Source organism: Bifidobacterium sp. ESL0790, from assembly GCF_029395435.1.
In the GTDB taxonomy this organism is placed as follows: domain Bacteria; phylum Actinomycetota; class Actinomycetes; order Actinomycetales; family Bifidobacteriaceae; genus Bifidobacterium.
The window spans coordinates 1,727,257-1,748,553 of the sequence record NZ_CP113915.1 but is presented as its reverse complement, the minus strand read 5'-3'; the positions used below and the strand labels follow the sequence as shown (position 1 = coordinate 1,748,553).

Annotated in this window: 34 protein-coding genes and 1 tRNA gene; 34 read left to right on the top strand and 1 reads right to left on the bottom strand. The window is 60.7% G+C overall.

Going from position 1 to position 21,297, the window contains the following annotated elements; genetic code table 11:
* The first annotated feature begins 379 nt into the window (after positions 1-379).
* The 33 genes from rplM (at position 380) to OZY47_RS06450 (ending at position 19,075) form a co-directional block, all read left to right on the top strand.
* The gene (gene rplM, locus OZY47_RS06610) at positions 380-829 is read left to right on the top strand and encodes a 50S ribosomal protein L13 (RefSeq protein ID WP_277177544.1); all 450 of its coding nucleotides are present in this window, start codon (positions 380-382) and stop codon (positions 827-829) included.
* A 21-nt stretch (positions 830-850) separates the two neighbouring features.
* Entirely contained in the window at positions 851-1,342 is a 492-nt protein-coding gene (gene rpsI, locus OZY47_RS06605; RefSeq protein WP_277177543.1) for a 30S ribosomal protein S9, read from the top strand.
* 450 nt (positions 1,343-1,792) lie between these two features.
* Complete coding sequence (gene rpsJ, locus OZY47_RS06600) at positions 1,793-2,101, top strand: 30S ribosomal protein S10 (RefSeq protein ID WP_003808013.1); 309 nt, start codon at positions 1,793-1,795, stop codon at positions 2,099-2,101.
* Between the two features lie 14 nt (positions 2,102-2,115).
* The gene (gene rplC / locus OZY47_RS06595) at positions 2,116-2,769 is read left to right on the top strand and encodes a 50S ribosomal protein L3 (RefSeq protein WP_277177542.1); all 654 of its coding nucleotides are present in this window, start codon (positions 2,116-2,118) and stop codon (positions 2,767-2,769) included.
* 6 nt (positions 2,770-2,775) lie between these two features.
* Entirely contained in the window at positions 2,776-3,435 is a 660-nt protein-coding gene (gene rplD / locus OZY47_RS06590; protein ID WP_277177541.1) for a 50S ribosomal protein L4, read from the top strand.
* Positions 3,436-3,439: 4 nt separating this feature from the next.
* Entirely contained in the window at positions 3,440-3,736 is a 297-nt protein-coding gene (gene rplW, locus OZY47_RS06585) for a 50S ribosomal protein L23 (protein ID WP_277167909.1), read from the top strand.
* 35 nt (positions 3,737-3,771) lie between these two features.
* Entirely contained in the window at positions 3,772-4,602 is an 831-nt protein-coding gene (rplB, locus tag OZY47_RS06580) for a 50S ribosomal protein L2 (protein ID WP_277177540.1), read from the top strand.
* A gap of 14 nt (positions 4,603-4,616) precedes the next feature.
* The gene (gene rpsS, locus OZY47_RS06575) at positions 4,617-4,895 is read left to right on the top strand and encodes a 30S ribosomal protein S19 (protein WP_091847714.1); all 279 of its coding nucleotides are present in this window, start codon (positions 4,617-4,619) and stop codon (positions 4,893-4,895) included.
* Between the two features lie 15 nt (positions 4,896-4,910).
* Positions 4,911-5,270: a 50S ribosomal protein L22 gene (rplV, locus tag OZY47_RS06570; protein ID WP_277177539.1), complete on the top strand. Its 360-nt coding sequence runs from the start codon at positions 4,911-4,913 to the stop codon at positions 5,268-5,270.
* A gap of 2 nt (positions 5,271-5,272) precedes the next feature.
* Positions 5,273-6,097 (top strand): 30S ribosomal protein S3, encoded by an 825-nt coding sequence (gene rpsC, locus OZY47_RS06565; RefSeq protein WP_277177538.1) that lies wholly within the window; start codon positions 5,273-5,275, stop codon positions 6,095-6,097.
* Between the two features lie 6 nt (positions 6,098-6,103).
* Positions 6,104-6,523: a 50S ribosomal protein L16 gene (rplP, locus tag OZY47_RS06560; RefSeq protein ID WP_277177537.1), complete on the top strand. Its 420-nt coding sequence runs from the start codon at positions 6,104-6,106 to the stop codon at positions 6,521-6,523.
* Positions 6,523-6,780 carry a 50S ribosomal protein L29 gene (gene rpmC / locus OZY47_RS06555; RefSeq protein WP_277177536.1) on the top strand — a complete coding sequence of 86 codons (258 nt, stop codon included), beginning with the start codon at positions 6,523-6,525 and terminating at the stop codon, positions 6,778-6,780. Before rplP ends, rpmC begins: the two co-directional genes overlap by 1 nt.
* A gap of 2 nt (positions 6,781-6,782) precedes the next feature.
* Positions 6,783-7,049 (top strand): 30S ribosomal protein S17, encoded by a 267-nt coding sequence (gene rpsQ / locus OZY47_RS06550; protein WP_277177535.1) that lies wholly within the window; start codon positions 6,783-6,785, stop codon positions 7,047-7,049.
* 71 nt (positions 7,050-7,120) lie between these two features.
* Positions 7,121-7,489 (top strand): 50S ribosomal protein L14, encoded by a 369-nt coding sequence (gene rplN, locus OZY47_RS06545; protein ID WP_277177534.1) that lies wholly within the window; start codon positions 7,121-7,123, stop codon positions 7,487-7,489.
* Between the two features lies 1 nt (position 7,490).
* Entirely contained in the window at positions 7,491-7,826 is a 336-nt protein-coding gene (gene rplX, locus OZY47_RS06540; protein WP_277167917.1) for a 50S ribosomal protein L24, read from the top strand.
* On the top strand, positions 7,823-8,395 hold the full coding sequence (rplE, locus tag OZY47_RS06535) for a 50S ribosomal protein L5 (protein WP_277177533.1): 573 nt from the start codon (positions 7,823-7,825) through the stop codon (positions 8,393-8,395). Before rplX ends, rplE begins: the two co-directional genes overlap by 4 nt.
* 1 nt (position 8,396) lies before the next feature.
* Positions 8,397-8,582, top strand: coding sequence for a type Z 30S ribosomal protein S14 (locus tag OZY47_RS06530; protein ID WP_277167919.1), 186 nt, complete (start codon positions 8,397-8,399; stop codon positions 8,580-8,582).
* 87 nt (positions 8,583-8,669) lie between these two features.
* Positions 8,670-9,068 (top strand): 30S ribosomal protein S8, encoded by a 399-nt coding sequence (gene rpsH, locus OZY47_RS06525; protein ID WP_277177532.1) that lies wholly within the window; start codon positions 8,670-8,672, stop codon positions 9,066-9,068.
* A gap of 17 nt (positions 9,069-9,085) precedes the next feature.
* Positions 9,086-9,625, top strand: a complete 540-nt coding sequence (gene rplF / locus OZY47_RS06520; protein WP_277177530.1) for a 50S ribosomal protein L6 — start codon at positions 9,086-9,088, stop codon at positions 9,623-9,625.
* Between the two features lies 1 nt (position 9,626).
* The gene (gene rplR, locus OZY47_RS06515; RefSeq protein WP_277177529.1) at positions 9,627-9,998 is read left to right on the top strand and encodes a 50S ribosomal protein L18; all 372 of its coding nucleotides are present in this window, start codon (positions 9,627-9,629) and stop codon (positions 9,996-9,998) included.
* Complete coding sequence (gene rpsE, locus OZY47_RS06510; RefSeq protein ID WP_277177527.1) at positions 9,995-10,759, top strand: 30S ribosomal protein S5; 765 nt, start codon at positions 9,995-9,997, stop codon at positions 10,757-10,759. The genes rplR and rpsE overlap by 4 nt, the downstream gene beginning before the upstream one ends.
* Complete coding sequence (gene rpmD, locus OZY47_RS06505; RefSeq protein WP_277177526.1) at positions 10,759-10,938, top strand: 50S ribosomal protein L30; 180 nt, start codon at positions 10,759-10,761, stop codon at positions 10,936-10,938. Before rpsE ends, rpmD begins: the two co-directional genes overlap by 1 nt.
* Before the next feature lie 2 nt (positions 10,939-10,940).
* The gene (gene rplO, locus OZY47_RS06500) at positions 10,941-11,402 is read left to right on the top strand and encodes a 50S ribosomal protein L15 (RefSeq protein WP_277177525.1); all 462 of its coding nucleotides are present in this window, start codon (positions 10,941-10,943) and stop codon (positions 11,400-11,402) included.
* A 198-nt stretch (positions 11,403-11,600) separates the two neighbouring features.
* On the top strand, positions 11,601-12,935 hold the full coding sequence (gene secY, locus OZY47_RS06495; RefSeq protein ID WP_277177524.1) for a preprotein translocase subunit SecY: 1,335 nt from the start codon (positions 11,601-11,603) through the stop codon (positions 12,933-12,935).
* Between the two features lie 242 nt (positions 12,936-13,177).
* Positions 13,178-13,738: an adenylate kinase gene (locus OZY47_RS06490; RefSeq protein WP_277177523.1), complete on the top strand. Its 561-nt coding sequence runs from the start codon at positions 13,178-13,180 to the stop codon at positions 13,736-13,738.
* A gap of 183 nt (positions 13,739-13,921) precedes the next feature.
* Entirely contained in the window at positions 13,922-14,140 is a 219-nt protein-coding gene (gene infA / locus OZY47_RS06485) for a translation initiation factor IF-1 (RefSeq protein ID WP_003808114.1), read from the top strand.
* Positions 14,141-14,160: 20 nt separating this feature from the next.
* Positions 14,161-14,274, top strand: coding sequence for a 50S ribosomal protein L36 (gene rpmJ / locus OZY47_RS06480; RefSeq protein WP_043164480.1), 114 nt, complete (start codon positions 14,161-14,163; stop codon positions 14,272-14,274).
* 126 nt (positions 14,275-14,400) lie between these two features.
* Entirely contained in the window at positions 14,401-14,778 is a 378-nt protein-coding gene (gene rpsM, locus OZY47_RS06475) for a 30S ribosomal protein S13 (protein ID WP_277143870.1), read from the top strand.
* Positions 14,779-14,876: 98 nt separating this feature from the next.
* Positions 14,877-15,275, top strand: coding sequence for a 30S ribosomal protein S11 (gene rpsK / locus OZY47_RS06470; protein ID WP_277177522.1), 399 nt, complete (start codon positions 14,877-14,879; stop codon positions 15,273-15,275).
* 84 nt (positions 15,276-15,359) lie between these two features.
* Positions 15,360-16,355 carry a DNA-directed RNA polymerase subunit alpha gene (locus tag OZY47_RS06465; protein WP_277177521.1) on the top strand — a complete coding sequence of 332 codons (996 nt, stop codon included), beginning with the start codon at positions 15,360-15,362 and terminating at the stop codon, positions 16,353-16,355.
* A 92-nt stretch (positions 16,356-16,447) separates the two neighbouring features.
* A complete protein-coding gene (rplQ, locus tag OZY47_RS08490; RefSeq protein WP_348519387.1) occupies positions 16,448-17,125 on the top strand; it encodes a 50S ribosomal protein L17 in 678 nt (225 codons plus the stop codon).
* A 295-nt stretch (positions 17,126-17,420) separates the two neighbouring features.
* On the top strand, positions 17,421-18,695 hold the full coding sequence (locus OZY47_RS08485; protein ID WP_348519386.1) for a tRNA pseudouridine synthase A: 1,275 nt from the start codon (positions 17,421-17,423) through the stop codon (positions 18,693-18,695).
* Between the two features lie 295 nt (positions 18,696-18,990).
* A tRNA-Ser gene (locus OZY47_RS06450) sits at positions 18,991-19,075 on the top strand.
* A gap of 83 nt (positions 19,076-19,158) precedes the next feature.
* Here the strand turns inward: OZY47_RS06450 and OZY47_RS06445 are convergent.
* Positions 19,159-20,016, bottom strand: coding sequence for a hypothetical protein (locus OZY47_RS06445; RefSeq protein WP_277177520.1), 858 nt, complete (start codon positions 20,014-20,016; stop codon positions 19,159-19,161).
* Between the two features lie 187 nt (positions 20,017-20,203).
* Between OZY47_RS06445 and nusA the strand changes: the two genes are divergently transcribed.
* Positions 20,204-21,250: a transcription termination factor NusA gene (nusA, locus tag OZY47_RS06440; RefSeq protein WP_277177519.1), complete on the top strand. Its 1,047-nt coding sequence runs from the start codon at positions 20,204-20,206 to the stop codon at positions 21,248-21,250.
* Positions 21,251-21,297: the final 47 nt, after the last annotated feature.

Sequence of the window (21,297 nt, the reverse complement as noted above, 5' to 3'; positions counted from 1 at the left end):
GCTGCCCAGCGTGGCGCTCCTGTCTTCAACCTATTGTTCTTGCCCCTAACGGCACCATTTCTACTCCCTGACGTGTCGTTCCTGCCCCTAACGCGCACTTTCTGCCCTAAATACCACATTTTTCCGCCCGAAAATGTGCTAAAAAGGGCAGGAACGACACGTTAGGGGCAGGAAGCCGCACACCCATCACGCTGTGTTGCCGTTAGTCTCGGGCGTAGGTATAATGGTGAGTTGTTGTGTTTCCCTACGGGGTCCTTCAAAGCGCTTTCCCACTCGCACTAGGACTTTCAGGGAGCCCACGGATTAAGCGGTCGGAGAGGCATCATCGCAAGGTTTTGCCGATTTGGCCGGGAACACAATATAAGGAAAAGGTACACTCGTGAAAACTTTCACACCGAAGCCAGCTGATCTGACTCACGACTGGTACATCATCGACGCCACCGATGTGGTGCTGGGCAAGCTTGCGACCAGGGCTGCGCTTTTGCTGCGCGGCAAGAACAAGCCGACGTTCGCGCCCAACGCCGATCTTGGCGATCATGTCATCATCGTCAACGCGGAGAAGATCGCGCTGACCGGCAAGAAGATGGACAAGGTCCTCTACGCGCACTCCGGCCGCCCAGGTGGCCTGCGCGCCGACAGCTACGCCAAGCTGCTCAAGACCAACCCTGCTCGCATCGTCAAGGAAGCGGTCAAGGGCATGATGCCGAAGAACCGCCTCTCCAAGGTCGAGCTCGATCGTCTCCACGTCTTCGCTGGCCCCGATCACCCGCACACCCCTCAGAAGCCGCAGCCCATCGAAGTCGACAAGATTTCGCAGCAGGGCAAGTGAACCGAAAGGAGACAATGAATCATGGCTGAAAACACTGACAACTCCGCGGTTCAGGAGAATGAAGAGGAAATGACTTCCTACAGCACCGAGACCAACTCCGGCGCTGGCACCGGCACCTCGCAGATCACCCCCGGCTACGGCACCGGCCGTCGCAAGGAGGCCATCGCCCGCGTTCGCCTCGTTCCTGGTTCCGGCAAGTGGACCATCAACGGCCACACGCTCGAGGAGTTCTTCCCCTCCCGTCTGCAGCAGCGCGAGGTCAATTCCCCGATCGTCCTGCTCAAGCTTGAGAACAAGTTCGACATCAACGTCCTCGTCAACGGTGGCGGCACCACCGGCCAGGCCGGCGCCATCCGCCTCGGCGTGGCTCGTGCGCTGAACGCCATCGATCGCGACGCCAACCGCGCCACGCTCAAGAAGGCCGGCTTCCTCACCCGCGACGCCCGCGTCGTGGAGCGCAAGAAGGCGGGTCTGCACAAGGCCCGTCGCGCGCCTCAGTTCTCGAAGCGTTGATTTTCGCTTTCAAACTGTTTTCGAAAATCCCTCCCAGCCACATGGTTGCGGAGGGATTTTCATATCCGGTATCGAACGGACCAATGGCGTGCGATCAGGTAGATGGTTAAGACGGAATTCAATATTTAATTAGACACCGAAATCAACATCAAAATCAACATCGAAACTACGAAGAAATCCACGGCAAACCACCCCGAAATCCAAACAATACCAACGACACGCCCGAATTCCTCAAGTAGCCCCCCGATGGTTTAATAGAACAGTTGCCTGTTTTGGGCTCGCAAATTGTTATTCAAAATAGCGGGTGCAACCCAGTCGGCTTGGAAACAAGAAGATTGTCGTGTTGCACACTGATGTGGTTGGCCACGGGATTTCCCGGGGGCCTTACGCGCCGGTGTCCTTGAAACGGGTTGGTAATGTTCAACAAATCGCTAGAAAGGGCGGACGGCAATGGCGGGACAGAAAATCCGCATCAGGCTTAAGTCCTATGACCATGAGGTCATCGACCAATCGGCGAAGAAAATCGTCGAGACGGTCACGAACGCGGGCGCCACTGTGGTGGGCCCGGTTCCTCTGCCTACCGAGAAGAACGTCTTCGTGGTAATTCGTTCTCCTCATAAATACAAGGATTCTCGCGAGCATTTCGAGATGCGCACTCATAAGCGCCTCATCGACATCGTGGACCCGACCCCCAAGGCCGTGGATTCATTGATGCACATCGATCTGCCCGCGGATGTCAATATCGAGATCAAGCTGTAGGGAGGGGAGAATCAATGTCGCTGCAGAAAGCAAACCGCTCTGCGCTGCTGGGCCGCAAGCTCGGTATGTCGCAGGTGTGGGACGAGAACGGATTCTTCGTCCCTGTGACGCTCGTGGATGTGTCCACCAACGTGGTCACGGGCGTCAAGACCGAGGAGACCGATGGCTACAAGGCCGTCCAGCTCGGTTATGGCCAGATCGACCCGACGAAGGTGACCAAGCCGATGGCCGGTCACTTCGCCAAGGCGGGCGTCACCCCGCGTCGTCACTTGGTCGAGGTCCGCACGGAGGACGCCGAGGAGTTCAAGCCCGGTCAGGAACTGACCGCCGAGCTCTTCGCCGACGGCTCCGAGGTGGATGTCACCGGTACGACCAAGGGCAAGGGCTTCGCCGGTACGATCAAGCGCTGGGGCTTCAAGTCCTATCGTCGTACCCACGGCTCTCACAAGAACGAGCGTCGTCCAGGTTCGGTTGGCGCCTGCGCCACCCCGAGCCGCATCCTGAAGGGTAAGCGCATGGCCGGTCGTATGGGCCATGTCACCTCCACGGTGCAGAACCTCGAGATCGTTTCCTCCGACGTGGAGAACGGCGTCATCGCCATCAAGGGTGCCCTTCCCGGGCCCAAGGGTGGCATCGTCCTGCTCCGCACGGCTGTGAAGGGAGCCTGATAAATCATGGCTAACGTAACACTCAATGTCACAGACGCCAAGGGCAAGTCCGCTGGAACCGTCGAGGCTCCCGTCGAGATCTTCGGTATCTCGAACGAGGACGTCGAGGCCCATGTTCCGCTGATCCACCAAGTGGTCATCGCTCAGCTCGCGGCCGCCCGTCAGGGCACTCACGCCGTCAAGAGCCGTGGTGATGTCTCCGGTGGTGGCAAGAAGCCTTGGAAGCAGAAGGGAACCGGCCGTGCTCGTCAGGGCTCGACCCGCGCTCCCCAGTGGGTCCACGGTGGCGTGGTGCACGGACCGGTTCCGCGCAGCTATGCCCAGCGCACCCCCAAGAAGATGAAGGCCAGCGCCCTGCGTTATGTGCTTTCCAACCGCGCGAACGCCGGTCGCGTCGCCGTCGTCGACTTTGGCATCAAGGACACTCCGTCCACCAAGGCCGCCGTCGCAGCGCTGACCCCTGTGAGCAACAACCAGTTCACCACCGTCGTGCTTTCGCGCGACAACGTGAACGAGTGGCTCTCCGTTCGTAACATCCCGACGGTGCATGTGCTCTTCGCAGATCAGCTCAACACCTACGATGTGGTGACCGCTCAGTATGTCGTCTTCAGCAAGGAAGGCTTCGATGCCTTCGTCGCCGCGAAGACTGAGCCTAAGGAGGCCTGAACCAATGGTCGCTATTCACAACCCCGCCCACGATGTCATCATCAAGCCCGTTGTCTCCGAGAAGAGCTACGCGGCGGGTGACCGTGGCCAGTACACCTTCGTGGTCGCGCCTGATGCAAACAAGGTGCAGATCAAGCAGGCTATTGAAGAGATCTTCAAGGTCAAGGTGACGAACGTCAACACCCTCAACCGTGCAGGCAAGCGTCAGCGCACCCGCACCGGTTTCGGTCAGCGTGTCAATGAGAAGCACGCGATCGTGACCCTGGCAGAGGGCCAGACGATCGACATCTTCGGTAACTGAAGGTTAGCCGAGAAAGTCAAAGGAAGAACTACATTATGGCTATCCGCGTTTATAAGCCGACGACTCCGGGCCGCCGCAACGCGTCTGTGTCGGATTTCTCCGACCTCACGCGCTCCACGCCTGAGAAGTCGCTGGTACGCAAGCTCAGCAAGACTGGCGGTCGTAACTCTTACGGCCGTGTGACCTCCCGCCATCGCGGCGGCGGCCATAAGCGCCAGTATCGTCTCATCGACTTCAAGCGTTGGGACAAGGACGGCGTTCCCGCCAAGGTCGCTGAGATCGAATACGATCCGAACCGCTCCGCACGCATCGCGCTGCTGCACTATGCAGACGGCGAGAAGCGCTACATCATCGCCCCCGAGGGCGTCAAGCAGGGCGATGTGATCGAGACCGGCGAGAAGGCCGATATCAAGCCCGGCAACAATCTGCCGCTGCGCAATATCCCCACCGGTACCATCGTCCACGCCATCGAGCTCCGTCCCCTGGGCGGCGCGAAGATCGCGCGTTCCGCAGGCGCGGGCGTCCAGCTCGTCGCCAAGGACGGGGCCTACGCCCAGCTGCGTATGCCTTCGGGCGAGATCCGCAACGTCGACGCGCGTTGCCGCGCCACCGTCGGTGAGGTCGGCAACTCCGACCACGCCAACGTGCAGCTCGGCAAGGCCGGACGCGCCCGCTGGATGGGCAAGCGCCCGATCACCCGTGGTGAGTCCATGAACCCGGTCGACCACCCGCATGGTGGCACCACCCGCGGCGGCAAGCCGCCAGTGTCGCCTTGGGGCAAGGGCGAGGTTCGTACTCGTCGTCCGAAGAAGGCTTCGAACAAGATGATTGTCCGTCGTCGTCCCAATGGCAAGAACCGCAAGTAAGGAGCGTCGAACAGATGTCACGTAGCATCAAGAAGGGCCCCTTCGTCGACGCCCATTTGCAGAAGAAAGTCGACGAACAGAACGAGAAGGGCACGAAGAACGTCATCAAGACGTGGTCGCGCCGTTCCATGATCACCCCGGATTTCATCGGTCACACCTTCGCTGTGCACGATGGCCGCAAGCATGTCCCGGTCTTCGTGACCGAGTCCATGGTCGGCCACAAGCTCGGCGAGTTCGCTCCGACGAAGACCTTCCGCGGTCACGTTCATGACGACAAAAAAGCCCGTCGCTAAAGGAAGAGAAAGATTATGGAAGCTAAAGCAATCGCACGTCACGTCCGTGTGACGCCGCGCAAGGCTCGCCGCATGGTCGACCTCATCCGTGGCAAGAAAGTGGACGAGGCCGTCACCATTCTGAAATTCGCTCCCCAGGATGCCTCCGAGCCTGTGCTCAAGGTCCTCAAGAGCGCCACCGCGAACGCGCGCGTCAAGGCCGACAAGGCCGGCGAGGCGTTCCGTGAGAACGATTTGTATGTGAAAGAGACCTATGTGGACGAGGGTGTGACGCTCAAGCGTTTCCGCGCCCGTGCACAGGGCCGCGCCGGTCGCATCAACAAGCGCACCAGCCACATCACGGTCGTTGTCGCCAGCAAGGAAGGAGCCCGCTAAAGATGGGTCAGAAGATCAATCCCCTTGGCTATCGCCTGGGCATCACTGAAGACCACCGTTCGAAGTGGTTCTCCGACTCCAACAAGGTTGGCGAGCGTTACAGCGATTTCGTCCTCGAGGACGACAAGATCCGCAAGGCCATGAACAAGGACCTCGAGCGTGCGGGCGTGTCCCGCATCGTCATCGAGCGCACCCGTGACCGCGTGCGTGTGGACATCCACGCCGCGCGTCCGGGCATCGTCATCGGCCGTCGTGGAGCCGAGGCCGAGCGTGTTCGCGCCAAGCTCGAGAAGATCACGGGCAAGCAGGTCCAGCTCAACATCTTCGAGGTGAAGAACGCCGCGCTCGACGCGCAGCTCGTCGCCCAGGGCATCGCTGAGCAGCTGACCAACCGCGTCACGTTCCGTCGCGCCATGCGCAAGGCCCAGCAGGACGCCATGCGCGCCGGTGCCAAGGGCATCCGCATCAAGCTCTCCGGCCGCCTTGGAGGCGCCGAGATGAGCCGTTCCGAGTTCTATCGCGAGGGTCGCGTTCCGCTTCAGACCCTTCGTGCCTTGATCGATTATGGCTTCTTCGAGGCCAGGACCACCTACGGCCGCATCGGCGTGAAGGTCTGGATCTACAAGGGCGATATGACCGAGCATGAGTTCGATGAGCAGCAGGCCCAGCAGGGCAACAACCGTGGACGCCGTGGTGGCGATCGCCGCCCGCGTCGTGGTGGTCGTCCCGCGTCCGGCCCCCGTGGCTCCAAGCCCGAGGCCAAGGCCCCCGAGGCTCCGGCGAAGGCCGAAGCTGCGGCCCAGCCTGCGGCGGAAACGAAGGAGTGAGCAGATATGCTTATCCCAAAGAGGACTAAGTACCGTAAACAGCAGCGGCCGAAGCGCCGTGGCATGTCCAAGGGCGGCAACGAGATCGCGTTCGGCGATTATGGCATCCAGGCTCTGGCCCCTGCCTACATCACCAACCGTCAGATCGAGGCTGCTCGTATCGCCATGACCCGCTACATCAAGCGTGGCGGTCGTGTGTGGATCACGATTTTCCCTGATCGTCCCTTGACCAAGCACGCGCTCGGAAGCCGAATGGGTTCCGGCAAGGGCACCCCCGAGTCGTGGATCGCCAACGTGCATCCCGGCCGTGTGATGTTCGAGATCGGCGGCGTCGATGAGGCCACCGCGAAGGAAGCCCTTCGCCGCGCCATCGACAAGCTTCCGATGAAGTGCCGTATTATCGCTCGTGAAGGCGGTGACATCTGATGGCAGTCGGAACTGCAGACTATAGCATCAAGAATCTCAACGAGAAGACCAATGCCGATATCGAGGGCTTCCTCAAGAAGTCCAAGGAAGAGCTGTTCAACCTGCGCTTCCAGAACGCCACTGGTCAGCTCGACAACTCGGCCAGGCTCAAGGCCGTCAAGCACGACATCGCCAGGATGTACACCGTCCTGCGCGAGCGTGAGCTTGGCATCAGCCAGGAGCCTGCGGCGGGCGAGACGAAGACTGAGGAGAAGTAAGCATGGCTGAAAAGCAAGAGCGCAACTTCCGCAAGACTCGCAGCGGTTATGTCGTGTCCGACGCGATGGACAAGACCATCACCGTCGAGCTCGAGCTGCGTACGACCCACCCGCTCTACGGCAAGGTCGTCCGCTCCACTCGTAAGGTCAAGGTCCATGACGAGAACAACGACGCCCACATTGGCGACCGCGTGAGTATCATGGAGACTCGGCCTCTGAGCAAGACCAAGCGTTGGCGTCTCGACTCGATTATCGAGCGCGCCAAGTAATAAGTTCGGCAAGGCTCCGCTGCTCACCCTCACGGGTGGCAGGGGAGAACCAGCGCGGCTAAGGAGAATCAATGATTCAGCAGGAATCGCGGCTTCATGTCGCCGACAACACGGGTGCCAAGGAGATCTTGGCCATCCGAGTGCTCGGCGGATCGAAGCGACGCTATGCCGGCATCGGCGACGTCATCGTCGCCTCCGTCAAGGATGCCATCCCTGGCGGGTCGGTCAAGAAGGGCGACGTGGTCAAGGCCGTCGTCGTCCGCACAGTCAAGGAGCATCGTCGCAACGACGGCTCATACATCAAGTTCGATGAGAACGCCGCTGTCATTCTCGGCTCTGGTCATGAGCCGAAGGGCACGCGTATCTTTGGACCGGTCGGACGTGAACTGCGCGACAAGCGCTTCATGAAGATCGTGTCCCTCGCCCCGGAGGTGATCTGAGATGGTAGCCAAGATCAAGACAGGCGACCAGGTCAAGGTCATTCGTGGCAAGGACCGTGGCAAAGAGGGCAAGGTGACCCGCGTGCTCCCCAATGATCGTCTGATCGTCGAGGGCGTGCAGATCGTCAAGAAGCACGTCCGCGCCACCCAGCAGGGTCAGGAATCCGGCATCGTCTCCGTCGAGGCGCCGATCCATCGCTCCAACGTGATGGTCATCGACCCCGAGACCAAGAAGCCGACCCGCGTGGGCGTCAAGGTCACCACCGAAGCCCATGACGGCAAGGTCAAGACCGTGCGCACTCGCATCGCCAAGAAGTCAGGAAAGGAGCTGGCATGACCGATACAGCAGTTGAAGCGCCGGCAACACCGCGCCTGAAGCAGCAGTACATCGACAAGATCGTGCCCGAGCTCGAGAAGGAATTCAAGTATTCCAACCCGATGCAGGTGGCCAAGGTCCAGAAGGTCGTCGTCTCGATGGGTGTTGGCGCCGCGGCTCGCGACTCCAAGCTCATGGAGGGCGCCGTCCGCGACCTCACGGCCATCACCGGCCAGAAGCCGAAGATCACCAAGGCCAAGAAGTCCGTCGCGCAGTTCCATCTGCGTGAGGGCCAGGCCATCGGCGCGTACGTCACTCTTCGTGGCGACCGCATGTGGGAGTTCCTCGACAGGCTGCTCACCCTCGCTCTGCCTCGCATCCGCGATTTCCGTGGTATCAGCGCGAAGCAGTTCGACGGCCAGGGCAATTACAACTTCGGTCTCACCGAGCAGTCCATGTTCCACGAGATCGATCCGGACGCGATCGATCACCAGCGTGGTATGGACATCACCGTGGTGACCAGCACCAAGGATGACCAGGAGGCTCGGGCTCTGCTCAAGCACCTTGGCTTCCCCTTCAAGGAGAACTGAAATGGCAAAAACCGCTTTGAGAAACAAGGCAGCTGCCAAACCAAAGTTCAAGGTGCGCGGCTATACGCGCTGCCGGGTTTGCGGCCGTCCCCACTCCGTTTATCGCAAGTTCGGCCTGTGCCGCATCTGCCTTCGCGAGAAGGCGCACCGCGGCGAGCTGCCCGGAGTTACGAAGTCCAGTTGGTAAACATCGACGCTGAAGGTCCTCTTTCCGGTCGCCGCTAAGCCGGCGGCCGGTGGGAGGAAACCACGGCGAGAAAGGGCGTTAGCCCACATGACAATGACAGATCCAATCGCAGACATGCTCACGCGTCTGCGTAATGCGAGTGCGGCAAAGCATGAGACAGTTGCTATGCCTTACTCCAAGTTCAAGGCGGCGATCGCCGAGATCCTCAAGCGTGAAGGCTATATCAGCGACTTCACCGCCACGGATGCTCGCGTCGGCCAGAACCTTGAGATCACGCTGAAGTACGGCCCCAATGGCGAGCGTGCCATCCAGGGCATCAAGCGCATCTCCAAGCCTGGCCTGCGTCGCTACGCGAAGTCGGATGCGCTCCCTATGCCGCTCGGTGGCATGGGCGTGGCCATCATCTCGACCAGCTCAGGTTTGTTGACCCAGAAGGAATGCCTCGACAGGGGCATCGGTGGCGAGATCGTCGCCTTCGTTTGGTGAGGAAGGAGAGCTAGAACATGGCATCACATATTGGTAAGCTCCCCGTCGCCATCCCGGCAGGCGTGGAAGTCACGATCAAGGGTCAGGACTTCAGCGTCAAGGGCGCGAAGGGTTCCGACTCCTACACCATCCCCGAGGGCATCACCGCTCGTGTCGAAGACAACACGATCTTCTTCGAGCCGGCCAACGATGACCGCCAGACCAGTGCCAACCACGGTCTCGCGCGTTCCATCGTCGCCTCGATGGTCCAGGGCGTGCACGAGGGCTTCAGCAAGACCCTCGACATCGTCGGCACCGGTTACCGTGCGCAGATGAAGGGCAAGGGCATCGAGTTCTCGCTTGGCTATTCGCACACCATCACCGTCAACCCGCCCGAGGGCATCACCTTCGAGCTGCCGAACGCCAACCAGGTGGTCGTCAAGGGCACGGACAAGCAGGCAGTCGGCCAGGCCGCCGCCAACATCCGCAAGCTGAGGAAGCCGGAACCTTACAAGGGCAAGGGCATCAAGTACTCCGACGAGCATATCCTGCGCAAGGCTGGAAAGGCTGGTAAGTAATATGACAGTCAAGATTTTCGGTAAGGGCAAGAAGGTCGCGAGACTGCGTCGTCACGCACGTCTGCGCAAGCACATCGCAGGTACCGCCGAGCGTCCGCGCCTGGTGGTCACCCGTTCCAACCGTCACATGGTCGCGCAGATCGTTGACGACACCAAGGGCATCACGCTGGTCAGCGAGTCCACCATCACCCATGATTTCGATGGGTTCAAGGGCACCAAGACCGAAGCGGCCCAGAAGGTCGGCGAGCTGATCGCCAAGAAGGCCAAGGACGCGGGCATCGATTCCGTCGTCTTCGACCGTGGCGGCAACAAGTATCATGGTCGCGTCGCAGCCGTTGCTGAGGGCGCCCGTCAGGGAGGTCTGGCACTGTGAGCGACAACGAAAAGGAAACCCAAGTGGCTGAAAATACTCAGAACACGCAGGCGTCCGACCAGGAAAAGCAAGGCCAGCGCAATGACCGTCGCGGCGATCGCAATGACGACCGTCGTGGTGGACGTCGCGGTGGGCGTGGTGAAGGCCGTCGCGGCGAGCGCCGTGGACGTCACGAGGAGAATCGTGGCGACGAGCTGCTCGACCGCGTGGTGACCATCAACCGCGTCTCCAAGACCCGCAAGGGTGGTCGTAGCATGAGCTTCGCCGCTCTCGTCGTGGTCGGCGATGGCAACGGCACCGTCGGTGTCGGCTATGGCAAGTCCCACGAGGTTCCGGCGGCCATCGCCAAGGGCCAGCTGGACGCCAAGAAGCACATGTTCACCGTTCCGCGCGTTCGCGGCACCGTGCCTCACACCGTCATCGGTCACGATGCGGCTGGCACCGTGTTCATGCGCCCGGCCGCCCCCGGCACTGGCGTTATCGCCGGTGGCGCGGTGCGTGCCGTCATGGAATGCGCCGGCATCACCGACATCCTCACCAAGTCCATGGGCTCGGCGACCGCGGTCAACGTGGTTCGCGCCACCGTGGATGGTTTGAAGCAGCTCGAGGAGCCCGAGGAGATCGCGGCCCGTCGTGGTCTGACGGTCGAGGAAGTCGCCCCCGATACATTGCTCCGCCAGCGCGCCGAAGGCATCGCCGAGGCCCGCAAAGCCCGCGAGGACGCCAAGGCGAAGCAGGAACAAGCGAAGGATGGTGAGTGATGGCTGATTTGAAGATCACGTTGCACCATGGTCTGGTCAACCGCAAGCCCAAGCAGCGCGACACCGTTCGCACCCTTGGCCTGCACAAGATCGGCCAGTCGGTTGTTCGCGAAGATACCCCGGAAACCCGCGGCTTGGTCAATGCCGTTCGCAACCTGGTCACGGTTGAGGAGGTCTGACAATGGCAGAACAAAAAGAGAACACTATTTTGCAGATGCACGATCTGCGTCCGGCGCCCGGCTCCAAAAAGAGCCGCACCCGCGTCGGCCGTGGTGAGGGCTCCAAGGGCAAGACCGCAGGTCGTGGCGCCAAGGGCACGTTGAAGCGTTACCAGGTCCGTCCCGGCTTCGAGGGTGGCCAGCTGCCGCTCTACATGCGCCTGCCCAAGCTGCGCGGCTTCAAGAGCCCCTTCAAGAAGGAGTTCCAGGTCGTCAACGTCTCCGCACTCTCCAAGCTCTTCCCGAAGGGCGGAGAGGTCACCGTGGCCGATTTGGTCAAGAAGGGAGCGGTCCGCGAGGGCTACCCCGTCAAGGTGCTCGGCGACGGCGAGACCAAGGTCGCCTTCACCCTCAAGGGTGTGAAGGCCTCCGCGTCGGCCCGCAGCAAGATCGAAGCCGCTGGCGGCTCGATTTCCGAGGACTGATATCTGGTTGCTTTTAGAGTAATCAGGTTGTGGTTTTAATCAATTGTGGCTCTTCCTGTTGGGGAGGGCCACAATCATATCCGGGCCATTGCAGCGTGTTCGCCATGGTGGTAGCTGTAGATACTTTAGGCTAGTGTTACTGGTTAGTGTGTGTTTGTGTCGGTACATCCGCTGTGCCGAATAGGGAAGGAAATCTAGGTGAGGACGTTAATCCAGGCCCTGAAGACGAAGGAACTTCGCCATAAGATCCTCTTCGTGCTCGGCATGATCATCATCTACCGCATCGGGTCGTTCATACCCACCCCGGGCGTGGACTACAAGGTCGTGCAGCAGTGCGTCGGCACCATGAAGACCACCCAGGAGAACTTCGTGGGTCTGGTCAACCTCTTCTCCGGCGGCGCCATGCTCCAGCTGTCGATCTTCGCGCTCGGCGTCATGCCCTACATCACCGCGTCCATCGTCATCCAGCTGCTGCGTGTGGTCATCCCTCGTTTCGAGGCGCTGCACAAGGAGGGCCAGTCCGGCGAGACCAAGCTCACCCAGTACACCCGTTACCTCACCATCGGCCTGGCGATTCTGCAGTCGACCACCATCCTGGTCACCGCACGTTCCGGCGCGTTGTTCAATTACCAGTGCGGCCAGGTCATCCCCGACGGCTCCGTGTGGAACCTCGTGGTCATGGTCCTCATCATGACCGGCGGCACGGGCCTGATTATGTGGATGGCCGAGTTGATCACCGACAAGGGCATCGGCCAAGGCATGTCCGTCCTGATCTTCATGTCCATCTGCTCCGGCTTCCTGCCGCAGCTCTGGGAGATCGGTTGGGGCACCAACGGCAAGAACGGCGACTGGACCAAGTTCGGCATCGTCACCGGCGTGCTGATCGTCATCCTCATCTTCGTCGACTTCGTCGAGCTCGCGCAGCGCCGTATCCCGGTGCAATATACCCGCCGTATGATCGGCCGCAAGATGTATGGTGGCTCCTCCACCTACCTGCCGCTCAAGATCAACATGTCCGGCGTCATCCCGCCCATCTTCGCCTCCTCGATCCTCGCCATCCCGACGCTTATCGCGCAGTTCGGCAAGACCGACCAGAAGTGGGTCAAGTGGATTAACACCAACCTGGCGAACACGACGTCCGTCTGGTACATCGTGCTCTACTCGATCATGATCGTGTTCTTCTGCTTCTTCTATACTTCCATCACCTTCAACCCCGACGAGACCGCCGACAACATGAAGCAGTATGGTGGCTTCATCCCCGGCATCCGCGCAGGCAACGCCACGAGCCGTTACCTCACCTATGTGATGAACAGGCTCAACACGGTTGGCGCCGTCTATCTGCTCTTCGTCGCGTTGATTCCGACGGTGCTCATCATGGCGCTGAAGCTCAACAACAAGCTGCCGTTCGGTGGCACCACGATCCTGATTATCGCGGGCGTCGGCCTCGACACCCTGCGCCAGGCCAAGGCCCAGACCGAGCAGTTCCAATACACCGGCTTCCTTCTGGAAGGCGACCACAAAGAAGGCGAGTGAGTCCATCAAACCCATCGTTTGATACCCGTGCCCCTATCATTTATCTATGCCCAGTGCCCCGATTGGTAATCCCCAATCAAGTCACTGGGCATTTTCCATCGCTCACAGCAACTCAGCGATAGAAAACGTACACGAGTAAACGGTTTGGTCCAGTTCGATTGGGGAAGTGGATGAATTGGTTCGAATGGGGCTTTATACTTGGTTCTGAAGACCAAATCACCTATTGAAGGAAGAACAATCTTATGCGTCTTTTGATCATGGGCCCGCAGGGAGTGGGCAAGGGAACCCAGGCCAAGAAGCTGGCGGAGCACTATGGCATCCCGCACATCTCCACCGGCGACATCTTCCGCTACAACATGAAGAACAACACCCCGCTCGGCCTCGAGGCCAAGGGCTACACCGACAAGGGCCAGCTGGTGCCCGACGAGCTGACCAACAAGATCGTCAAGGACCGTCTGGCCATGGACGACGCCAAGAACGGCTGGATCCTCGACGGCTACCCGCGCAACGCCGCCCAGGTCGAGGCGCTCGACAAGATGCTTGAGGAGCTCGGCACCCCGCTCGACCACGTGGTCGCCCTCGACGCCGACCGCGACGTGCTGATGAAGCGCATCGCCAAGCGCGCCGAGGAGGAGGGCCGCGCCGACGACAACGCCGAGGCCATCGCCCAGCGTCTCAAGACCTACGACGAGCAGACCGCCCCGTTGCTCGACACCTACAAGGACCGTGGCTGCCTGGTCGCGGTCGACGGCGACGGCGACATCGACGAGATCTCGAAGGCGATCATCGACAAGCTCGGCTAGTCGAAACGAATGCGGAACGCACGGCGCGAAAGCCACTGTGTAATCCGCGTCATATACCACAAGAGGCGACAGAACGCAACACGCCGTGTTGCTGGTTTGGTCGCCTCTTGCTGTATAGTCATAAGTTGGCGTGTCTTAGGGCACGTCATAATGTAATATCCGCAAAAGGATGGAATGAGGCTCATGGCAAAAGACGGTGTGATTGAAGTCGAAGGTCAGGTGGTGGAAGCACTGCCGAACGCGATGTTCCGCGTTGAACTCGAGAACAAACATATCGTGTTGGCCACAATCTCCGGCAAGATGCGCAAGAACTACATCCGCATTCTGCCGCAGGATCGCGTGGTCCTTGAGATGAGCCCCTACGATCTGAACCGCGGACGTATTACGTACCGTTATAAGTAAGGTACAAGCAAAGGAAAACCATGAAGGTCAGCCCTAGTGTGAAGAGGATCTGCGAGAATTGCCGCGTGATCCGTCGTCACGGTCGCGTCATGGTGATCTGCTCCAACCCGCGCCACAAGCAGCGCCAAGGCTGAGCGGAAAACCTCCGACCAGATAAAAGGTATTGAGTCGCAGCCGAAAGGCTGAACCTCGGGTACGTAGGCCCGAGCCGGGAGACCGGATGACTCGGTACAAACCTACGGAACATAGAAGGAATCGCAATGGCACGTCTTGCCGGAGTCGACATCCCCAATGAGAAGCGCATCGAGATCGCCCTCACCTATATCTTTGGTGTCGGCCGTACTCGCGCGAAGGAAACGCTTGCCGCGACCGGTGTGAACCCGGATACGCGCGTCAAGGATCTGAGCGACGAGCAGCTTATTACGCTGCGTGACTATCTTGAGGCAAACTACAAGATTGAAGGCGACCTCCGTCGTGAGGTCGACGCGGATATCCGTCGCAAGATTCAGATCAACTGCTACCAAGGCCAGCGCCACCGTCACGGCTTGCCCGTGCGTGGTCAGCGCACCAAGACCAACGCCCGCACCCGCAAGGGCCCGAAGCGCACGGTCGCCGGAAAGAAAAAGGCCGTTAAGTAAGTAGCGGACGCAAGAGGGACGGAACCTCACGGCCATTCGTGAAGTCCCATGCTCTTGCTGGCGCATGTAATCAATTCGTTATAAGGAAACGAGGATCAATGGCAGCTCCTAAGCAAGCCGCGCGTAAGCCGCGTCGCCGGGACCGCAAATCGGTGCCGGTTGGTCAGGCTCATATCAAGTCAACATTCAACAACACGATCATCTCGATCACCGATCCCTCGGGCGCCGTTGTGGCCTGGGCCTCCGGTGGCGATGTCGGTTTCAAGGGCTCTCGTAAGTCCACTCCCTACGCCGCAGGCATGGCCGCTGAGTCCGCCGCCCGCAAGGCGCAGGAGCACGGCGTCAAGAAGGTCGACGTGTTCGTCAAGGGCCCGGGTTCCGGTCGTGAGACCGCCATCCGCTCCCTGCAGTCCGCAGGCCTCGAGGTCGGTTCGATCACCGACGTCACCCCGCAGGCCCATAACGGTGTGCGCCCCCCGAAGCGCCGCCGCGTCTGAAGCACTCTAATAAATCCATTCAAGTCCAACCCGCTTATGATCCAGTGAGTGCACCACGGATCAGAAGCTGAAAGGATAACCACAGTGCTTATTGCACAGCGTCCGACACTTACCGAGGAATCGCTGAGCCCTCAGCGTTCTCGTTTCGTCATTGAGCCTCTGGAGCCAGGTTTCGGCTACACGCTTGGCAATTCGCTGCGTCGTACCCTGTTGAGTTCCATCCCGGGCGCGGCAGTGACTTCGGTGCGTATCTCCGGTGCCTTGCACGAGTTCACCACTCTGCAGGGTGTCGAGGAGGATGTCACCGAGATCCTGCTCAACGTCAAGGGCATCGTGCTCACCAGCGAATACGACGAGCCGGTTGTCATGTATCTGCGTAAAAGCGGCAAGGGCGAGGCTACCGCGGGGGACATCACTCCTCCCGCCGGCGTCACCATCGCCAATCCCGATATGCATATCGCGACCCTGGCCGATGACGGCGAGCTCGAGATCGAGTTCACCGTGGAGCGTGGCCGTGGATACGTTCCCGCTCAGATGAACAAGCAGGACAACGACGAGATCGGCCGCATCCCGGTCGATTCCATTTATTCCCCTGTGCTCAAGGTGAGCTACAAGGTCGAGGCCACGCGTGTTGAACAGCGTACCGATTTCGACAAGCTCATCCTTGACGTGGAGACCAAGCCGGCGATTTCGCCCCGTGATGCGGTCGCGTCCGCTGGCTCCACGCTCGTCGAGCTCTTCGGCCTGTGCCGCGAGCTCAACACGCAGGCGGAGGGTGTCGAGGTCGGCCCCGCGCCGGTCGAGGAGGAAGTCAACCCGGAGATGGCAATTCCGATCGAGGAATTGAACCTCACGCAGCGCAGCTACAACTGCCTGAAGCGCGAGGGCATCCACACCGTTGGCGAGCTCGTCTCCCACACCGAGCAGGATCTGCTCGACATTCGCAATTTCGGTATGAAGTCAATCGATGAGGTCAAGGAGAAGCTCGAAAGCATGGGTCTCTCGCTGAAGGCCTCGCCGCTCGGCTTCGATACCAACAACCTTGAGGGTGGCACCTTCTTCTCGCCTGAGGACGAGTGAGCGCCAACTTCATTTTAAGCTTCGGTCGCCGTTCGGATGTTCGGGCGTATGCCCACCTGAACGGTGTAAAACCGGGGCGTTAAGGAGTAATAATGCCTACACCTAGAAAAGGGCCGCATCTCGCGTCGAGCCCTGCACATGAGCGTTTGATGCTCGCGAACATGGCGACCAGCCTGTTCGAGCATGGCCGCATCGTCACCACCCTGCCGAAGGCCAAGCGCCTGCGCCCGGTGGCCGAGCGCCTCATCACCTTCGCCAAGAAGGGTGACCTGGCCCATCGTCGTCGCGTGATGCGAGTCATCCGCAACAAGTCGATCGTGCACAAGCTCTTCACCGAGATCGCCGAGCAGATGCAGCAGCGTGAGGGTGGCTACACCCGCATCGTCAAGATCGCTCCGGCCAAGGGCAACAACGCTCCGCGCGCCATCATCGAGCTCGTCACCGAGCCTGTGAGCGCCAAGGAGTCCGTCGTCAAGGAGGCCGAGGCCAGCGCCGCGGTCGCCGCCGACAAGGCCGAGGTCGAGAAGGCCGAGGCGAAGGTCGAAGAGTCCGAAGCCAAGACCGCGAAGACCACCACCGACAAGGCGGTTGAGTCCGAGGCCGCCAAGGAGACCCAGGTCAACGCCGACGTCGCCGAGGACAAGGCCGAGGTCAAGAAGGCCGAAGCCAAGGACGCCGAGAAGGCCGAGAAGAAGGCCAAGAAGCCCGCCGCCAAGAAGACGGCTGCCAAGAAGGCTCCCGCCAAGAAGGCCGAGAAGGAAGACAAGTGAGTCTCTAGGATTCGCTAGGTTTCTGGATACAGAAGGTCGGAGATGCAAGTCTCCGGCCTTCTTGCGTATGCGGGCCATGGGTGGCGGCAGCGCGAGTTTGCGTCGGTAAGCAGATTTCTGATTTGTGTTTTCTGCCTGCGGACGCTGGTGCCGTCATGGTTGCGTCGGTAAGCAGATTTTGGACGTGCGTTTTCTGCTTTTGGACGCGTTGTTGGTGAAGCGCGCGGCGACAAGCAGACTGAGCCGGTGGTTGCCCGATCAAGCGCGAGGCATCCCGGAACGTATACTGGCAACGATGAGATTACGAATTGACTTGGCATATGACGGCGGCGGCTTCCACGGCTGGGCGAGGCAACCTGGGCTGCGCACCGTGCAGGGCGAGATGGAGACCGCCTTGCACACCGTGTTGCGTGTGCCAGTTGACAACGCCGAGGAACCGTTGCGCTTGACCGTCGCCGGCCGCACCGACACTGGCGTGCACGCTTCGCACCAGGTCTGCCATCTGGACGTGGGGGAGCGGACGCTCGAGCGTTGCGTGGGGCACATGGAAGTGCCCGCGGTGGAGGCGCTGCGTCGTCGGTTGAACCACGCGTTGCCCGATGATATTGCCTTGCTTGGGGTGTGTGAGGCGCCGAACGGTTTTGACGCACGGTTTTCGGCCTTGGAGCGTACCTACGTCTATCGTATCTGCGACGGAGCGCGGCCCAAGGATCCCAGGATGCGTGGCTTCGTACTGGATGTGGAGGACGAGCTCGACATCAAGGCGATGAACGAGGCGGCGGCGATGACGATCGGCTTGCATGATTTCGGATCGTTCGCCACGCCGAACCCCGGTGGCACGACCATCCGCGAGGTGAAAAGTGCGCTGTGGCGCAGGGTTCCGTTGATGGGTATGTACGGCGACACTTTTGTGAGCCATGATTCGAGCTCGTCATGTTTGGAAGGTATGTCGGGTAATGCCTCAGTGGTTAATGGCTTCAATGCTTCGGATGGTGCTGTTTCAGATGGCATTGCTTCGGCGCATTCGCAAGATGAATATGGCAAAGGTGCCGCGGGCAGCGATACCTTGTCGGGTACAGAAGTTGGGCACGTGAACGATGCTCTCGTGAGTGGGAATGCGGGGGTGTCTTGGCTGGAAAGTTCCTCGGCGAATATCACAGAGGTCAATGATTCTGGTTCACGCGATGGTGTCAATCCATCACGTCCTCAAGTCGAATATGGTGCGGAGTCCACTGGTCGGAATGCCGCTTTGAGTGCAGAGGCTGAGCAGGTGGGCTATGCCGTGCCCGCTTTGGAGTCGGGGCTGCTGTGCTTCACCATCGTGGCCGACGCCTTCGCCCACAACATGGTGCGCTCGCTGGTCAACGGCTGCGTGCAGGTCGGCCGTCACCGCAAGACGCTGGACTGGTTCGCCGGGAAGATGCGCGAGCCGGTGCGCGAAGGTTCCACCGGCCCCATCGCCGCCCGCGGCCTCACCCTCGAGCACATCGCGTACCCCGCCGACGACGAGCTGGCCACCCGTGCCCAGGCCATCCGCGCCCGCCGCACGTTGCCCGATCAAACAAGTTGACCCAGTTTTGCCGTCTGGCTAACTGCTGCTAACCTGTAAATCCTGCTGGTTTTCGTATGTTTTTGCACGTCAGAACGTACGTTTCCCAGCAGGATTGACCGGTTCGCAGCAGTAAGGTGTCGCTGTTGGTATAAGTGGTGTTAGAAGTGGAGGCGGTGTGGTTGCGCAACGGTGTGATTGGTCTGGTGTTTTCGTAATGTGATCAGCAATATTGGATTGGCGAGGTGCGCCACGCCCGGTTGCGGTGGTTGGCGGGTTGCCTTATACTTGAAAAGTTGCGTTTCGCGCAGCGGATGGATGAGTGTCCGAGCGGTCTAAGGAGCACGCCTCGAAAGCGTGTGAGGAGAAATCCTCCGCGAGTTCGAATCTCGCCTCATCCGCGAAAGACCTTTGGAATTCCACCTCCGAAGGTCTTTTCTTTTATCGTCGTGGCGGTGTCGCCATTACTTGGACGGTGTCTCTACTACTTGAACAGGGCCTCGTCGAAGGCGGGGTAGCCTAGGGTGAGCGCGTAGTAGGCGCGGGAGGCCGCGAGGTCACTGAGCGCTGCCAATGACTTGTCGGTGGCGTTGCGCTTGGTGGAGGCCGAGGGGTGGGTCTTGGCCACGGCGTCCACCGACTCCCTTGCGCAGTTCATCTCCACGACCGCCATCGTGGGGGCGCGCAATCCGGTGGATGGGTCGTCGATGATCTGCGGGTTGTTGATGAGGTTCGTGACGTCATATACCTTTTGACGCGGGTCGGCGGAAACATTGCCTCCGGACGCGTCAGCAGTGCCACCAGCGCCAGCAGTGCCAGAAGAACCGTCGGAACCTGACGTCTTATTCGCGCCATTCGTCTCGCCCAGCCCCTGCCTCAGCGAGATGAGCCTGGACGCCACGGAATGGTGGTTGTCGCTCAACAGCAGGCTGGCCCCGTCGCTGCCTCGCGCGGTGAGCACCTGCACCTCGAATCCCGCGCGGTCCTCCGCCAGCGCGACGCCATTCAGGGCCTCGTCGTCGATGTTGAGCGCCACGACGTTGTCGAGGTTCATCGTCTCGGCGTCGGCGCCCGGCGCGGCGAAACCGAACAGGGGAGCCATGGTGGCCTGCGTCCAACGCGCCTGCGCGGCACGCATGGTGTCCATGTCGAATTGCGAGGGGCATTGCGCGGCGGCCTCGCTCCAGCCAAGCGAGGCGTTGCCGGCCGAGAAATAACGCACGGGGAGCGGGTTGCCCGGGGCGGCGTGCGCCTGGGCCTGCGAGGCTGCGGTGTAAGCAGTCTCACACGGGCCGGCCTGCGTCGGCGTGGTCTGGATCGTGGGTGCCGTGCAAGCGGCCAAAGGCGTTATCAACAGCGCCGCGAGAAGCCCTTTGCAGGCACGGTGATGGTGGAAATTGCGCAAAGAGAAAAGTGGGTTACGTGTCTGCATAAACCACTAGAATAACGTCTGATTGTGACTAAATGGGCAGAGCGCTCGGTAGATTATTTTATTCGCTACATAACTTCATATAGGAGGTCTTGCGACCATGGAACTAGACCTGACAGGTATTCATCAACTCGCGTCCGAGCAGGGCATCGATTCCCAGACTTTGGATGACGCACTTTCCGAGGCATTGCTCCTCGCGTACAGCAAAACTCCACATGCGGCCAAGCACGCCCGCGTCGAACTCGACGAGCGCGCCGGCACCTTCACCATCTGGGCCCGTGACGAGAAGCCCGTCGAGCCCACCGAGGAGGACCCGCACCCGCGCCCGGAGCTGGGCGAGGAATATGACGACACCCCGCATGATTTCGGCCGTCTCGCCGCGTCCACGGCCCGGCAGGTCATCCGCCAGCTCTTCCGTGACGCGGAGGACGAGCGCGTGCTCGGCGCCTTCGCCGGCCAGAAGGGAAAGCTCATCACCGGCGTCATCCAGCAGGACGCCAAGGACCCGGCCAACGTGCACGTCAAGGTGGGCGACGTCGAGGCCATCCTCCCCAAGCGCGAGCAGGTGCCGGGCGAGCATTACCGCCACGGCGACCGTCTGCGCGTCTATGTGGTGACCGTCGGCCGCGGCCTGAAGGGCCCCGAGATCGTCGTCTCCCGCTCGCACCCCGAACTGGTGCGCAGGCTCTTCGAGCGTGAGGTGCCGGAGCTGGTCTCCGGAGCCGTCTCGATCATGGCCATCGCGCGTGAGGCCGGCGCCCGCACCAAGATCGCGGTGCGCGCCAACACCGACGGCATCAACCCCAAGGGCGCGCTGATCGGCCCCGGCGGCGCTCGCGTGCGCGCCGTGATGGAGAACCTTGGCAACGAGAAGATCGACATCGTCGACTGGTCGAAGGATCCGGCGAAGTTCGTCGGCTCCGCGCTTTCGCCGGCCGTGGCCACAGGCGTCAACATCGTCAGCGAGAAGAACAAGACGGCCATCGCCTTCATCCACGACGACCAGCTCTCGCTCGCCATCGGCAAGGAGGGCCAGAACGCCCGTCTCGCCGCGAAACTGACCGGTTGGAAGATCGGCATCGAGTCCAGCGAGGCGCACGCCGCGCAACAGGCCGCGCAGGCCTCCGAGGCGCCGAAAGAGCAGTGATTCGCAATCCAGCGTCACGAGTATGCTGGGGCACGGTAATCCGAGCG

Bases quoted from the DNA above. Each gene is read 5' to 3' on its own strand.
- rplC (WP_277177542.1), top strand. From the start codon at position 2,116: ATGTCGCTGCAGAAAGCAAACCGCTCTGCGCTGCTGGGCCGCAAGCTC.
- rpsQ (WP_277177535.1), top strand. From the start codon at position 6,783: ATGGCTGAAAAGCAAGAGCGCAACTTCCGCAAGACTCGCAGCGGTTAT.
- rplO (WP_277177525.1), top strand. From the start codon at position 10,941: ATGGCAGAACAAAAAGAGAACACTATTTTGCAGATGCACGATCTGCGT.
- rpsK (WP_277177522.1), top strand. From the start codon at position 14,877: ATGGCAGCTCCTAAGCAAGCCGCGCGTAAGCCGCGTCGCCGGGACCGC.
- rpsI (WP_277177543.1), top strand. From the start codon at position 851: ATGGCTGAAAACACTGACAACTCCGCGGTTCAGGAGAATGAAGAGGAA.
- rplB (WP_277177540.1), top strand. From the start codon at position 3,772: ATGGCTATCCGCGTTTATAAGCCGACGACTCCGGGCCGCCGCAACGCG.
- rpsC (WP_277177538.1), top strand. From the start codon at position 5,273: ATGGGTCAGAAGATCAATCCCCTTGGCTATCGCCTGGGCATCACTGAA.
- rplX (WP_277167917.1), top strand. From the start codon at position 7,491: ATGGTAGCCAAGATCAAGACAGGCGACCAGGTCAAGGTCATTCGTGGC.
- rpsJ (WP_003808013.1), top strand. From the start codon at position 1,793: ATGGCGGGACAGAAAATCCGCATCAGGCTTAAGTCCTATGACCATGAG.
- rpsH (WP_277177532.1), top strand. From the start codon at position 8,670: ATGACAATGACAGATCCAATCGCAGACATGCTCACGCGTCTGCGTAAT.
- rplD (WP_277177541.1), top strand. From the start codon at position 2,776: ATGGCTAACGTAACACTCAATGTCACAGACGCCAAGGGCAAGTCCGCT.
- OZY47_RS06490 (WP_277177523.1), top strand. From the start codon at position 13,178: ATGCGTCTTTTGATCATGGGCCCGCAGGGAGTGGGCAAGGGAACCCAG.
- rplR (WP_277177529.1), top strand. From the start codon at position 9,627: ATGACAGTCAAGATTTTCGGTAAGGGCAAGAAGGTCGCGAGACTGCGT.
- rplE (WP_277177533.1), top strand. From the start codon at position 7,823: ATGACCGATACAGCAGTTGAAGCGCCGGCAACACCGCGCCTGAAGCAG.
- rplV (WP_277177539.1), top strand. From the start codon at position 4,911: ATGGAAGCTAAAGCAATCGCACGTCACGTCCGTGTGACGCCGCGCAAG.
- rpmC (WP_277177536.1), top strand. From the start codon at position 6,523: ATGGCAGTCGGAACTGCAGACTATAGCATCAAGAATCTCAACGAGAAG.
- rplP (WP_277177537.1), top strand. From the start codon at position 6,104: ATGCTTATCCCAAAGAGGACTAAGTACCGTAAACAGCAGCGGCCGAAG.
- rplF (WP_277177530.1), top strand. From the start codon at position 9,086: ATGGCATCACATATTGGTAAGCTCCCCGTCGCCATCCCGGCAGGCGTG.
- rplW (WP_277167909.1), top strand. From the start codon at position 3,440: ATGGTCGCTATTCACAACCCCGCCCACGATGTCATCATCAAGCCCGTT.
- rpmJ (WP_043164480.1), top strand. From the start codon at position 14,161: ATGAAGGTCAGCCCTAGTGTGAAGAGGATCTGCGAGAATTGCCGCGTG.
- rplQ (WP_348519387.1), top strand. From the start codon at position 16,448: ATGCCTACACCTAGAAAAGGGCCGCATCTCGCGTCGAGCCCTGCACAT.
- rplN (WP_277177534.1), top strand. From the start codon at position 7,121: ATGATTCAGCAGGAATCGCGGCTTCATGTCGCCGACAACACGGGTGCC.
- rpsM (WP_277143870.1), top strand. From the start codon at position 14,401: ATGGCACGTCTTGCCGGAGTCGACATCCCCAATGAGAAGCGCATCGAG.
- OZY47_RS06530 (WP_277167919.1), top strand. From the start codon at position 8,397: ATGGCAAAAACCGCTTTGAGAAACAAGGCAGCTGCCAAACCAAAGTTC.
- nusA (WP_277177519.1), top strand. From the start codon at position 20,204: ATGGAACTAGACCTGACAGGTATTCATCAACTCGCGTCCGAGCAGGGC.
- rpsS (WP_091847714.1), top strand. From the start codon at position 4,617: ATGTCACGTAGCATCAAGAAGGGCCCCTTCGTCGACGCCCATTTGCAG.
- infA (WP_003808114.1), top strand. From the start codon at position 13,922: ATGGCAAAAGACGGTGTGATTGAAGTCGAAGGTCAGGTGGTGGAAGCA.
- OZY47_RS08485 (WP_348519386.1), top strand. From the start codon at position 17,421: ATGAGATTACGAATTGACTTGGCATATGACGGCGGCGGCTTCCACGGC.
- rpmD (WP_277177526.1), top strand. From the start codon at position 10,759: ATGGCTGATTTGAAGATCACGTTGCACCATGGTCTGGTCAACCGCAAG.